Genomic DNA, 13321 nt, shown 5'->3' with positions numbered 1-13321 from the left:
TATTCCATTTAGATACCAAAAAAAACGCCGGACCCTATGTTCGGTCCTGGCATTCGTTAGTTCACTTCGGCTGAGGCGGCTGTCTTGCCTTTTAGTGCCTCAATATACTGATAGGCTTCGTCAATTTCCTCTAGCGTATAGCGCTGGCTGCTTTTTAAGGTAAACACCTTGTCGGCCACTTCTTCCTTTGAAAGATTATCAAAATACAAGACCGTAGACACAAGCTCAAGGAATCTAGCATTCTGGCCATTCATATCGGTCAGAATGTCCTCCAAATGGGGCATTTCCACTTGATTCAGGCTTAAAAACTCCTTGCCTTCCTCTGTCAGCGTATAGCGGTATTGGAAATATCCGCCTTTTTTTTCCTTCACCTCATTGAGAAAGCCCATATTGCACAGCTCCTCGACCCGGGTCGTCAATTCCTCTGAGTAAGGGCCGTAAAAATGAAACTGGAACCGGTCCTGAAACGGAAAATCTATTTTTTTCGCAATATAAATCATCTTCTGCAGCTTCTTTCTGCCGACAATTTCTCCGGACACCCTGATTGCCTGCATCAGCTTCGCATGGTCATTTAGCAATGTTCGTCATCTCCTCGTCCATTTACACAAATCTCTAGTTTAACAGGCTGCGGATCTGCCTTTTCCATTCCGCTTCCGTCGAGTCATCCTCGATTACTTCAGCCGGGTAATACAGCTTATGGTCCGTTCGTCTTTTGCCTGAAATCGCATCAACAATTTCCGATTCGCGGGACAGCTCCCTGAGGTCGCCGTTCTCCATCAGCAGATGAATCGGCAGCCGCTCTTCTTCCTCTCCTGGCCGGTAAAAATCATACGGAAGATCGGAAGAGGAATCGACAACTAAGTAGTAATCAGGATCGATCCCCGCTTTCATAAACAGCGTGGTCAATTGCGCCAGCTTTTTGTATTCGCGGGCAGGGTCAAACTCCGCATATTTAAACAAATTCCGATTGACAAACCGCTTGCACAGGTCGCTCAAAATAAGATCCTGCTCTTCCTGCCAGATTTGGAAATAGTACATAATCACGGATTCATCCAATTTTAAATAGTCTTCTAATGTCACTTGCTCACGGAACAATGAGATAAAATGAACCAGTTCGTATTTAAACGTGTAATTTTCCTTGAATAACTGCTTCGCACGGTGCAGGATTTTCGTTAAAATGACCTCGGCGCTGCGGGAAACCGGGTGGAAATAGACCTGCCAGTACATTTGATACCGGCTCATGATATAATCCTCTACCGCGTGCATTCCGCTCTTTTTGATCACGGACTGGTCCTCTCTCGGGCGCATGACCCGCAGGATCCGCTCCATATCAAACTGGCCGTAGCTCACCCCGGTGAAATAGGCATCCCGCTGCAGATAATCCATCCGGTCAGCGTCAATTTGGCTGGAAATCAGGCTGACGACCAGTTTCTTTTCCGAGGTTTTAGCAATCACCTCAGCGACTTGTTTAGGAAAATCAGCCTCTACCTTTGCCAAAACTTGATTCACTTCCGTGTTTCCTAAAATAATCGCCCTGGTAAAGTCTTCATGGTCAAAACCGAAGACTTTTTCAAACGCATGGGAAAACGGGCCATGCCCCAGGTCGTGAAGCAGGGCTGCGCACAAGGCAAGAAGACGGTCCCCATCATTCCATTCCGGTCTGCCGGCAAATACATCATCGATGATCCTGCGAATAATTTCATAGACGCCCAGAGAATGGCTAAACCGGCTGTGCTCTGCTCCATGGAAGGTCAAAAACGTTGTTCCCAGCTGTTTGATCCGCCGCAAACGCTGAAATTCCTTTGTTCCGATTAAATCCCAGATCACCCGGTCCCGCACATGGACATAGCGATGTACCGGATCTTTAAATACTTTCTCTTCGCTTAGTTTTTCCGCCGAATAATCCATGCAGTTCCCTCTTCCTTTTCCTCTCGCGGCCGATCGGCTTCTTGTTTCCACTATTAAAACTTCTGCGAAACCGTTCGCTAATCACAAGCACTTTTTTCTATTATATCCCAAAATCCTCCTGCAGTTCAGCAAAATTCCCCAGCATTTTTCGACAAATTCGAAAAGCGGAAGCTCCCTGGCCAGCGTTATGATACAAAGAAAAAATCACCTTTTAGATGCAGCAGAAGGTGATTCGTTAGACAGCCAGTTCCGAACGTTTAGGCTGGCGTGTCTGCTTATTTTAGTTTTTTATTGATTTTTTCCATTAATTCTTCTTCCGTCAGGGCGGCTAAAGGACGGTTATTCACGAAGGCAAAGGTCTTTTTCCGGCCAGGTCCGCAGTAAGACTGGCAGCCGATTTTGATTTCAGCATCCGGATCGATTTCTTTCAACCGAGGGATCAATGTCTTTAAATTTACCGCCTGACAATCGTCGCAAACGCGAAATTCGTTTGGCATTTGGTACAACCCTTTCTGCGTTCAATCTATTTATCATAGTTTATCCCACTAGGTTCGTGGATTTTCACCCAAAACTTCATTTTAAAAAACAGCCCGTTTACATACGATTTCGGCCGTTTAACTCCTAAGGTATTTTACAGTTTCTGATTAGGTTATGCAAGTTGCAATCTTTAGCAATCTATAAGAAACACGCACGAGCCTTGGTCAGCGGATAAAAAAATCTATTATCCTTTTAACAATTTGGTATAAAGCCCAAAAAACTTGTCCATCCTAAGACTAGAACTTTTTAAAAATTTAGTCAGACTTAGTTCTGGCCCTTTTATTCGGAAATTATGTTTAGGGAGATGAAAAAAATGAAAGTTCGTCAAGATGCATGGACAGAAGAAAACGATCTTCTTCTGGCTGAAACGGTCCTCCGCCATGTCAGAGAAGGAAGCACCCAGCTGAATGCATTTGAGGAAGTAGGGGACAAGCTCAATCGCACCTCTGCGGCCTGCGGATTCAGATGGAACGCCGTTGTCCGCCATCAATATGAAAAAGCCTTGGCATTGGCCAAAAAACAGCGGAAACAAAGGCAAAGAATCCTAGGGAGAGACCAGGGCGGAAAGAAAAAACTGCTGTATCAGCCGCCTGTACCGCAAGCGTCCGATTTAGATGCATTGCCGATTCAAGCAGAAATGGCACCAGAATCCATGGAAACAGCAGAAATGGAAACAGGCAGCCTGGCAGCCGAAATGGCGGAAGAAACCTATGTACAGCCTGCCGTACAAGTGTACCGCCCAGCCCCAGCCGTATCGGGAATGACCATAGACAGCGTGATTGCCTACTTGGAAAACTTTAAACATTCCAATCTGCAAAATGAAGTATTAAAAACCGAGAATGAAAGATTGAAGCGGGAAATCGCCGATTTAAAGAAGCAAAATGAAGAACTAGGTGAAAAGGTGAAGAGCCTCGAGGAAAATTCCGTAACGATGCAGGAAGATTACGAGACCTTAATGAAAATCATGAACCGTGCCCGCAAACTGGTCCTATTTGAGGAAGAAGAAAGACCTGCCACCAAATTCAAAATGGACCGGAACGGAAACCTGGAAAAAGTGGCAGAATAACAGGCAGAGACAAGAGGAGAACCAAAACAGCATCCTACCAAAAAAAGCCGTAAATCCGAATGAACAGGATTTACGGTTTTTTGCTTCACAAAAATTTCTGATTCCGGTCTACGATTCTTTGATAATAGCCTGGCAGGAGTTCCAGTTCAACCGCGTTCAGTTGTCCAGCATAGAGCCGATCGCTGTTTTGCTTCAGCTGGGTCAAGAGCCGGAGCATGACATCGCCGACAGAAAGCTGCATATTGAGCAGCTCTGATAGGGAGGCCATCACTTCGGGCTTGATTTCAGGATAATCAAATTTGGTTTCCTGCTCCCGTTTGGCGAGCCGGTAAAATTCCCTTATCAATTCCGCCCGTTGGCTGCCGCTGCCATTGACACAAAGATAGATTTGCACCGCCACGCCCTTTCTTAGCCGCCGCTGCGAAATGCCGGCAAACTTCCTGCCGCCGATGCTGAGGTCATAGCTCCCGGGACAATACGATCCGACAATTTCACGTGCCTCAATCGGCTGCGGAAAATCGGCAAACATTTCTTGGATTAACCGCCACATGGTGTCATACCCGCGGTTAATATCGATGCCTTTCTCGGCTTCCGGCAAAATTAACGATAGATTAAGAACCCCTTCATCCAGCACAACAGCCAGACCGCCTGAATTCCTCACAATCGGCTGCCAGCCTTCCCGTTTTAAAAATTGCAGCCCATCCTGCAAAAATGGCAGTTTCGTATCCTGGATGCCCAGTACAATCGTATTATGATGAACCCATGTGCGGGCAGTAGCCGGTGCCTGGCCGGCCCCGACGGAGGCACATAAGGTATCATCCATGCCGAATGACTGTAACGCTTGAAAATGCGGACCCACAGAGGACTGGTCTATCATCCGCCATTCTGGCTGGTGCAGTAAACTTTCCATAATAATAACTCCTTGCAAACTTAGATAGGGCTATTTTAGCATATAAAAACTAAGCAAAAAAAGAGCCAGCTCCCATGGAACCAGCTCCTCCCCATTCGATTACAATCCTTGTGCCGCCGTAATCAGCGCCAGCTTGTACACATCTTCTTCATTACAGCCGCGTGACAAGTCGTTCACCGGACCGTTTAAACCTTGTAAAATCGGACCTACTGCTTCAAAACCGCCTAAGCGCTGAGCAATTTTATAGCCGATATTTCCTGCCTCAAGGCTTGGGAAAATAAACACATTGGCATCCCCTTGGATAACAGAACCTGGTGCCTTGCTTTTGGCAACAGATGGAACAAACGCTGCATCAAACTGGAACTCGCCATCCAGCACGAGCTCAGGGGCACGGCGCTTCGCTTCTGCTACAGCCTCTGCCACTTTCTCGGTCTCAGGTGATTTTGCAGAACCCTTAGTGGAGAAGCTCAGCATCGCAACGCGCGGATCCATATCAAACATTTGGGCAGTCTTCGCACTTTCAATCGCAATCTCCGCCAAATCCATGCTGTCTGGCGCAATATTGATGGCGCAATCCGCAAACACATACTTCTCGTCGCCGCGAACCATGATAAACACGCCGGATGTCTTTTTTACGCCTGCTTTGGTTTTAATAATTTGCAAGGCCGGGCGCACTGTATCAGCTGTTGAATGGGCCGCACCGCTGACAAGGCCGTTTGCTTTATTTAGATAAACCAGCATCGTGCCAAAGTAGTTTTCATCGAGCAGCATTTTGCGGGCATCCTCCTCGGTTGCTTTCCCTTTACGGCGCTCCACAAATGCAGCCACTAGCTCGTCCATGCCTGCATAGCTTGCTGGGTCATAAATCTCGGCATTATCCAATGAAACGCCCAGCTCTCCCGCTTTCGCCTGAACCTGCTCCACATTTCCGATTAAAATCGGCGTTATTAATTTTTCTTCTGCCAATCGACCGCAGGCTTTGACAATCCGCTCATCCAAGCCTTCTGGAAAAACAATTCGCAGGTCGCGTCCAGAAATTTTCTGCTTTAATCCCTCAAATAAATCGCTCACTATGTAACCCTCCTAAATAAAAGCTCCAATTATTAGCATACTTTACCATGGTAAAATTTCAAGCAAACAAAGTCACAGACAGCGTTTACATAAAAAAATCAATTAATTGCAAAAATTTCGCTCACTCTTTTACTATTCTCATGATCCATTCATAATATCCATGGTTTGCAGAATTTGACGAACAAGCGAGTTTCATAAAAGCAAGTCTTGGTCAAACTATGATATAGTTAGTATGATAATGAAGAATCATGACATAGGAGTGATGATAATGAGTGAAGCCGCACAAACGCTCGATGGCTGGTACTGTTTGCATGATTTCCGGACAATTGATTGGTCCACTTGGAAGATGGTCCCAAGCGAAGAGCGCCAAGCTGCCATCCACGAGTTTCTAGGTCTCGTCGAAAAATGGAATACTGTGCAAGAACGTAAAGAAGGCAGCCATGCTTTATATACGATTGTTGGCCAAAAAGCGGATTTCATGATGATGATTCTCCGTCCGACCATGGAAGAATTGAATGAAATCGAAACGGAATTCAATAAAAGCAAATTGGCGGAATTTACGGTTCCGGCCTTTTCCTATGTGTCTGTTGTGGAACTAAGCAGCTATCTGCCAGCGGATTCAAGTGCGGATCCTTACAAAAATCCACATGTCCAGGCCCGCCTTTATCCAACATTGCCAAAATCAAAATATGTTTGTTTTTACCCGATGGATAAGCGCCGCCAAGGCAATGACAACTGGTACATGCTGCCGATGGAGGATCGCCGCAAATTGATGCACAGCCATGGCATGATTGGCCGTTCCTACGCTGGCAAAGTGAAACAAATCATCACGGGCTCCGTGGGCTTTGATGATTACGAGTGGGGCGTTACCTTATTTGCTGATGATGTCCTGCAGTTTAAAAAGCTTGTTTATGAAATGCGTTTCGATGAAGTAAGCGCCCGCTACGGCGAGTTTGGTGCCTTCTTTGTCGGCAATCTATTAGATGAAGACCGGGTCGTAAGCTTCCTTCAATTATAACTATATAACCATCTAAAAAGTTCCCAGCAAGTCCGGGAACTTTTTGCTTTTTCCCCTATGGATATTGGCATATATGTGCCCCTCACTTCATACTATTAAAACAGCGAATCTTTTCAAATTTTCCTAAGGTGAGAAAAGCAAAAATTTTCTTCCAAACGGGTCACCATTTTGCATTTTTGGGAGTATGAATACACTGTTGGGCCAATGATTCATTTATTCATTTTTTAGGAGGGAAAAAAATGAGCCAATTTTACAATCCCCAAGGTATGCAGCCTTTTACCACCGGGGCAGCAGGGCAGCAGGCAGGCCAGCCAATGGCAGGTTCTTTAGGTGGGCCGATCGGGGCAGCGGGAATGTACCCAGGGCAGCCAACTGGATTTCCGCAATTCCCGCCAGCAGGAACGGGAGGGGCAATCGCTCCGGCTGCACCTTCAGGCGGGGCAGGCGCCCAAGTGCCTGGCATGCTGCCGATTGAGCAATCCTATATTGAAAATATTTTGCGGTTAAACAAAGGAAAGCTTGTTCATTTGTTTGCCACATTCGAAGGAAGCACGCAATGGAATTCAAAGGAATTCACCGGCATTATTGAAGCGGCAGGAAGAGACCATGTGATCTTAAGTGATCCGCAAACCGGCCGGCGTTTCTTAATTCCAATGGTGGCTGTTGATTATATCACCTTTGACGAGGAAATCGAATACGAATATCCATACGGCGGCGGTCCGAACTTAAGTACTTTTCCGCCGAGGTAATTGAAAAAAGGTATTGGGAAAGTCCCCAATACCTTTTTTATAAATATTTAGCTGCACCAATGACCATCAGCAGCCAGGCTGCTAAAAAACAGACCCCGCCAAGAGGGGTAATCGCCCCTAAGACACTGACCTTGGTCAAGCTTAATACATACAGGCTGCCGCTGAACAGGATAATGCCAGCGAGCATCAGCCAGCCGGACCAGGTAAACAACGGAGTGGCTGCCATTTTTCCAATCAACAGGCCCACTACTAACAACCCAGCGGCATGAAACATCTGATATTGCACACCTGTTTCCCAGATTCCCAAATAATAGGCATCCAGCTTGTCCTTTAATCCATGTGCCCCAAACGCCCCCAAGGCGACTGCCAAAAAGGCGTTGACCGCACCCGCGATAATAAATAACTTCATCACAGTTCCCCCTTTTTTAAAAATCAAACAGCGAATCGCCATTTGCTTCATCCCCAAGCTCGAGTTTCTTTGGCTGGTTCAAGGATGCCGGCTGCTGAAAAACAGCAGGCTGAACCATCGGCGCCACCGGCATTGGCTTGGCGCTGCCCGCCGATTTTTCATCGAGAATCAATTCGCATAGTATTTTGATAGAGTAAACCTTTTCCCGCAAGCTTTCTTCCTTTTGGGCGGTTTGGGCCTGCTTTAACTCTTCTTCTATTTTTGATAACAGTTTTTGAACGGATATATTCACGAAACGGCACCTCAAATTTTACAGTCTCATTCTATTCTACATGAGCAGTGATTTTTTTCAAAAAATTAACCCGACAATTTTCTCTTGTTTCACGTGAAACACGTCGAATCAAGACAGGTTCCAGCCTCCGTCCACCAGCATGATCCAATTTTTGTAGAATCGGCCCCTAAATTTGTAGAATTCCTTTAAATTATGTAGAATCCCGCCCCAATTTTGCCGAATAAATCAAAATGGACCCCGCTGAGGAGTCCTTCATTGTTATCCCAAGATTCTCTGGTAAATCGATTTCGCTTGCGTGATGTCCTTCGTTCCATGAATCAGGGCGCGGCCATCTTGAAAAATCACCATCCGCTGGCCGCCCATGTCGACCGAAATTAAATAGGGATTGCCTTTAACAGCATAGCCAAGCGAGCTTAACTGACCGGCAAGCTGCTCCAATGAGACCTCACCTGAAGTGGAAGGGCGGATTTGGACGGTGTCACGGCCGCATAACACCGACGTCTTCGTCCAATTCTCTTGGTCAAGGTATGGATAAGTCCGCTCCTCGCCGCAGGATAAGCAGCCAGCAAATTTCGCTTTGGACATTTTCAAACTCGCATACTGGTTTCTCCACAAATCAAAGCTGACAAACGTTGTTCGAATGGCCTCCCAATCCTCAGCCAGCATCTTGAGCGCTTCCGCGGTTTGGTGGGCAATGACCATCTGGACAGCCGGAGCGATAATTCCTCCCGTATCGCAGGTCATCCCCTGGAGTGGAATCGAGCGGAGCAAACAATTTAAGCACGGCGTTTTTTCAGGAATAATCGAAAAACTCATGCCAAAGCTGCCGACACATGCCCCGTAAATCCAAGGAATCTTGTATTTTTGCGCCACATCATTCATCATCATCCGGGTTTCAAAATTGTCGGTCGCATCGATCATCACATCGACACCGTCCCGAGCCAATTCCTCCAGCATTTCGGCTGTGGCATCGCCAATAATTGACCGAATGCTGACATCTGAATTAATCGCCCGCAGCCTTTTTTCCGCTGCCGCTGCCTTTGGCATTTTTTCAGCCACATCGGCCTCCGTATAAAGCTGCTGGCGCTGCAGGTTGCTGGCATCGACATAGTCCCGGTCAATAATCGTGATTTTACCGGCTCCGGCCCGGGCCAGCACCTCCGCATTTCCTGATCCAAGCGCTCCTGCGCCAATTATTAACACATGCTTATGACGGATCTTTTCCTGGCCGTCTTGGCCAATTCCCGGAAAGAGGATTTGCCGTGAATAGCGTTCGTTCATTGGTTCCCCCCCTTTTTTAAAGAAAACTCGCCAAATGGCGAGCTTTTCAGGGCCTTTCAAGAATTCTCTTCCTGTAAAAATCTATATTACGCCAAGATAAACCTTTTATTTGCGAATTCAGATGGCTTATTCGCGAATTTTAACCTCTTATTTGCGAATTGCCGCCTTTTATTTGCGAATCGGCAAACCCTAAGCAAATCAGCCGCCGCTGACTGGCGGAATAAACGCAATCTCATCGCCGTCCTGGATGACTTCATCGTTCGAGGCAAACTCCTCATTGATAGCCGTCATCACGGTATCCATCTTCGGAAGGTTGTAGCTCGCTGCCAAATCAGCCTTCAACTCAGCTACCGTTTTCCCGCCCGCATCCAGCGTTAGGGACTCTTCCCCGACTGCATCGCGCAGATGGGCGAAAAATAATACCTTATTCATGCAAGTCATCCTCCTCCGGCTTGCCGCTTGGATAAGCGACCGTCTCCAGCTGATTGCCGATCCATTCTTCGCCGTCTTCCCAATGCTCCTTTTTCCAAATCGGAACAATTTCTTTAATTCGTTCAATCGCATAACGATTGGCTTCATAGGCATCAGCACGGTGCGGTGTTGAAACCGCAATCACCACCGCAACATCGGTAATGTCGAGGCGGCCGACACGGTGGGTAATCGCCACCTTGGCACCTTCCCAGCGCTCCTCGATTTCCCGGCCAATTTGCTCGAGCTTCTTCACCGCCATTGGTTCATACGCTTCATAGATTAAAAACAACGTCTTTTTCCCCTGCGTCAATTCCCGGACGGTGCCGATAAATGTCGTAATGGCGCCAGCTTCGCGCTGGACCACCTTATCAATCACTTCTTGTATTTGAATCGGTTCTTTCGAGATTTCGTAATATTTCAATCAAATCACCTCTTAGTCCAAGCTTTTGGGCTGGGCATTTTCTACCACTTCATAGCCGCCGATTGCTTCCACCTGCGCCTTAAAGGCCGGCGATTGAATAATGCTGACCAGCAGCCTGCCGGCTTCGCTTTCGTAGAATTGGCGCGTCATCAGCAGGTCATATTCCTCATCCGCCACCGGAATAAATTCCAAGCCCATCGACTTAGCAGCCGGATAAATTCCGAGACCCGCTCCATGACGGTCGCCTTTCACTTCTGCCGCGACAGCTAAGTGGGAAAACATCTCGCGGTCATAGCCGGTAATGTCTTCCGGGTCCAGCCCCGCCTCTTCCAGGAGCAGATCAAACAGGATTCTTGTGCCGGCCCCTTTTTGCCTGTTGACAAAATTGGCGCCTGCCCGTGGCAAATCCACAACGGACCCAATCCCAAGCGGATTTCCAGCCGGAAGAATCCAGCCCTGCTTCCGTTTCAAAAATGGGTACAGAACCACATCCTGTCCAGCCAGCATTTTTTTCACATATGATATATTATAAACCTTTGTTTCCGGATCTAATAAATGAATGCCCGCCACATGGGCCTCGCCTTTACGGATCGCCATGATTCCTGCCATGCTGCCGACATGGGACGAAACGATTCGCATCTCCGTCCTCACTCGCTTCAAATGGGAGGACAATAGGTCAATCGTCATGTCATGGCTGCCAGTCACCGTTATGGCACTCTTGATTTCCTCCAGCGGCCGGAGCAGCTCCACCTCCGCCATTTCTCCCTGCTCATAGCCAATCACGTCAGGCGGAACAATTAACAGGCCGTCTGCCCTGACATAGGACATCGTGACTCCCGCTGCTCTTGTCAGCGGATTGGCCACAAATTGGCCATTGATATAGCCGATATTCATCCGGACAAAGTCCTCCGCCCCCATGGATGAGACAATCCGCCGTCCCAGTTTCACCTGGATGGTTTGCCGCTTCGGCTCAGGTATTTGCAAATACTTGCAGATCAGCGGCCGGACAAACCACTCTAACGCCAAATAAGCGGATACAGGGTAGCCAGGCACTCCAACCACGATGGTGCCGTTAATTTTTCCTAAAATAACTGGCTTGCCTGGACGGGCTGCCACTCCATGGGTAAACACGGTGCCGATTCCGCCGATAATATGGGCCGTAAAATCCTTCCGCCCTGCAGAAGAACCAGCATTGATAACGATGATGTCTGACGTTTGAGCCGCTTCTAACAGGACTTTCCTGATTTGTTCCGGTTCGTCTTTGACAATCTTATGAAGCCGCGGTTCTCCGCCCCATTCTTTAATGAAGCTGCTGAATACCGTCCCATTGAATTCTACAATCTTCCCGGGGACCATTTCCAAACCAGCTTCCACCAATTCATTGCCTGTGGGAATGACGGTCACGACCGGCTTTTTCACAACACGGACCACGAGCTCCTGAGAAGCCAGCAAAATGCCCAGGTCCGCAGGCCGCAAGATATGGCCCTGTGGAAACAGCATTTCTTCTTGGACGATATCCTCACCGATTGGGCGGATATGCTGCCAAGGCGTTGCCGGCTCGATGATCTCGATCGTTTCGTCATCGACAATTTGGACGTTTTCAATCATAATCACCGCATTAAACGGAGAAGGAATTGCATTACCTGTATCAACATAGACAAACTGGCTGCCATTTTTCAAAAATAGCGGGTTTTGCTCATGCGCCTCATAGGTGCTCTCAGCGATCACCGCCACGCCGTCCATTGCCGAGGCGTGGTAATGCGGCGTCGATACACGGGCATAAATCGGTTCGGCTGTGACTCGTCCTAATGCCTCTGTGACGGGGATGGTCTCGATTTCAGGAGTCAGACTGAAGGCTTCCAGCAGTTCTTCTCTGGCTTTGTCCCGGGGCTTGTCCTCCAAATAAACTTTTCGTTTGAATTTTTGCTGTTCCATTCCTACTCTCCCCCTATCTCGATGAAATCACAGGAACCAATTCACCCTGCGATACTCCTTCTTTTTCTGAAAGGATCTCGACAATCCCATCGCTTTTGACCAGCGTCGTGATCAGGCCGGATTTGCCGATTATTGGTTCGGCCCACCATTGTCCGTCCTGTTCCACCAAGCGGACGCGGACATAGTCGGCCCTCCCCATCGAGGAGGCAATGTTTTTCGTCATGCGGGCATAAATCCGGTCCGGTTTGCGTTCGATTTTTTCGCCCTTTAATCTTCTTAGTATCCGTGACCCAAATAGTTGAAAAATGATCATCGCGGAGGCCGGATGTCCCGGCAGGCCAATCACCGGCTTGCCGTCCGCCATGGCCAAAATCGTCGGCTTCCCCGGTTTAATCGAAACGCCGTGCACAAACACGCCCGGTGCCCCCAATGACTCGATCACCTCGGTTGTGTAATCCTTTGCCCCGACGGAGCTGCCGCCGGAAAGAATTAAGCAATCGACTTGGTCATATAATTCGCGGGCTTTTCTCTTAAACTCTTCATAGTCATCCTTGACGATGCCGCCATAGACCACTTCGACATCCCATTCATTGGCCAGCCCGGCAATCGTTAAATAGTTAATGTCGCGTATCTGCCCCATCGCCAATGTTTGAGTTTGATAGGGGACAATTTCATCGCCTGAAGACAGGCAGCCGGCCTTAAGCTTCCGATACACCTTGACCTCGGTAATCCCAAGCGATGCCAGCGCCCCTAATTCCTGCGGCCGGAGTTTGGTTCCTTTGTCGAGAACCACCTCGCCCGCACGGATATCTTCGCCCGCACGAATGACGTTTTCTGCCGGAGCGATTTGCTTGTACACATTTAATAATCCGTCCGCATCCTCGCAATGCTCGATCATGATCACACTGTCACTGCCGGCTGGGAGCATCCCTCCGGTTGGGATATAGACGGCCTGTCCCGGCCCCACCCGCATCTTTGGGACTTCGCCCATTTTCACTTCACCAGCAACAGCCAAAAAGCCGGGCATCGATTCGGATGAACCATACGTATCTTTTGCTCGGACTGCATAACCATCAACAGTAGAGCGGTCAAAACCGGGAACATTTTCCTTTGCCAGGACTGGCTCCGCGAGAATATAGTGCAGCGCCTCTGTCAGCTTCCTTGTCTCAGTCCGCTCAATTGCGGCTACCTGTTCATCAATTAAAGCAAAGGTTTCTTCCACTGTTTTTACTTTAAAAAATTGCATGGTTCTC

Annotated in this window: 15 protein-coding genes; 3 read left to right on the top strand and 12 right to left on the bottom strand. The window is 48.1% G+C overall.

Going from position 1 to position 13321, the window contains the following annotated elements; translation table 11 throughout:
* Positions 1-56: 56 nt before the first annotated feature.
* The 3 genes from NFS43_RS11110 to NFS43_RS11100 form a co-directional block, all read right to left on the bottom strand.
* Positions 57-578, bottom strand: coding sequence for a YwgA family protein (locus NFS43_RS11110; RefSeq protein ID WP_251551737.1), 522 nt, complete (start codon positions 576-578; stop codon positions 57-59).
* A gap of 34 nt (positions 579-612) precedes the next feature.
* Entirely contained in the window at positions 613-1908 is a 1296-nt protein-coding gene (locus tag NFS43_RS11105) for an HD domain-containing protein (RefSeq protein ID WP_251551736.1), read from the bottom strand.
* Between the two features lie 275 nt (positions 1909-2183).
* Positions 2184-2405 (bottom strand): YuzB family protein, encoded by a 222-nt coding sequence (locus tag NFS43_RS11100; RefSeq protein WP_251551735.1) that lies wholly within the window; start codon positions 2403-2405, stop codon positions 2184-2186.
* A gap of 353 nt (positions 2406-2758) precedes the next feature.
* Here NFS43_RS11100 and NFS43_RS11095 point away from each other — a divergent pair, with 353 nt between their 5' ends.
* Positions 2759-3511: an RsfA family transcriptional regulator gene (locus NFS43_RS11095; protein WP_251551734.1), complete on the top strand. Its 753-nt coding sequence runs from the start codon at positions 2759-2761 to the stop codon at positions 3509-3511.
* A gap of 85 nt (positions 3512-3596) precedes the next feature.
* Here the strand turns inward: NFS43_RS11095 and lipL are convergent, their stop codons facing one another.
* Both lipL and pta read right to left on the bottom strand, forming a co-directional pair.
* On the bottom strand, positions 3597-4421 hold the full coding sequence (lipL, locus tag NFS43_RS11090) for an octanoyl-[GcvH]:protein N-octanoyltransferase (RefSeq protein WP_251551733.1): 825 nt from the start codon (positions 4419-4421) through the stop codon (positions 3597-3599).
* A gap of 99 nt (positions 4422-4520) precedes the next feature.
* The gene (gene pta / locus NFS43_RS11085) at positions 4521-5492 is read right to left on the bottom strand and encodes a phosphate acetyltransferase (protein WP_251551732.1); all 972 of its coding nucleotides are present in this window, start codon (positions 5490-5492) and stop codon (positions 4521-4523) included.
* Positions 5493-5760: 268 nt separating this feature from the next.
* Here pta and hemQ point away from each other — a divergent pair, with 268 nt between their 5' ends.
* Both hemQ and gerQ read left to right on the top strand, forming a co-directional pair.
* The gene (gene hemQ, locus NFS43_RS11080) at positions 5761-6510 is read left to right on the top strand and encodes a hydrogen peroxide-dependent heme synthase (protein WP_251551731.1); all 750 of its coding nucleotides are present in this window, start codon (positions 5761-5763) and stop codon (positions 6508-6510) included.
* A 239-nt stretch (positions 6511-6749) separates the two neighbouring features.
* Entirely contained in the window at positions 6750-7259 is a 510-nt protein-coding gene (gene gerQ, locus NFS43_RS11075) for a spore coat protein GerQ (protein ID WP_251551730.1), read from the top strand.
* A 37-nt stretch (positions 7260-7296) separates the two neighbouring features.
* On the opposite strand, the gene NFS43_RS11070 is transcribed toward gerQ, so the two are convergent.
* The 7 genes from NFS43_RS11070 to NFS43_RS11040 form a co-directional block, all read right to left on the bottom strand.
* A complete protein-coding gene (locus NFS43_RS11070) occupies positions 7297-7668 on the bottom strand; it encodes a DUF423 domain-containing protein (protein ID WP_251551729.1) in 372 nt (123 codons plus the stop codon).
* Positions 7669-7684: 16 nt separating this feature from the next.
* The gene (locus tag NFS43_RS11065) at positions 7685-7960 is read right to left on the bottom strand and encodes a YwdI family protein (protein ID WP_251551728.1); all 276 of its coding nucleotides are present in this window, start codon (positions 7958-7960) and stop codon (positions 7685-7687) included.
* Positions 7961-8218: 258 nt separating this feature from the next.
* Complete coding sequence (locus NFS43_RS11060) at positions 8219-9241, bottom strand: thiazole biosynthesis adenylyltransferase ThiF (RefSeq protein WP_251551727.1); 1023 nt, start codon at positions 9239-9241, stop codon at positions 8219-8221.
* A 198-nt stretch (positions 9242-9439) separates the two neighbouring features.
* The gene (moaD, locus tag NFS43_RS11055) at positions 9440-9673 is read right to left on the bottom strand and encodes a molybdopterin converting factor subunit 1 (RefSeq protein WP_251551795.1); all 234 of its coding nucleotides are present in this window, start codon (positions 9671-9673) and stop codon (positions 9440-9442) included.
* Positions 9666-10133: a molybdenum cofactor biosynthesis protein MoaE gene (locus NFS43_RS11050; RefSeq protein WP_251551726.1), complete on the bottom strand. Its 468-nt coding sequence runs from the start codon at positions 10131-10133 to the stop codon at positions 9666-9668. Before NFS43_RS11050 ends, moaD begins: the two co-directional genes overlap by 8 nt.
* Positions 10134-10145: 12 nt before the next feature.
* On the bottom strand, positions 10146-12068 hold the full coding sequence (locus tag NFS43_RS11045; protein WP_251551725.1) for a molybdopterin biosynthesis protein: 1923 nt from the start codon (positions 12066-12068) through the stop codon (positions 10146-10148).
* Positions 12069-12081: 13 nt separating this feature from the next.
* Positions 12082-13314 carry a molybdopterin molybdotransferase MoeA gene (locus tag NFS43_RS11040; protein WP_251551724.1) on the bottom strand — a complete coding sequence of 411 codons (1233 nt, stop codon included), beginning with the start codon at positions 13312-13314 and terminating at the stop codon, positions 12082-12084.
* Between the last annotated feature and the right edge of the window lie 7 nt (positions 13315-13321).

The organism is Neobacillus muris, from assembly GCF_943193175.1.
GTDB lineage: Bacteria > Bacillota > Bacilli > Bacillales > Cytobacillaceae > Neobacillus > Neobacillus muris.
The sequence above is the reverse complement of the archived record's forward strand: the minus strand, read 5'-3'. Positions and strand labels throughout refer to the sequence as shown.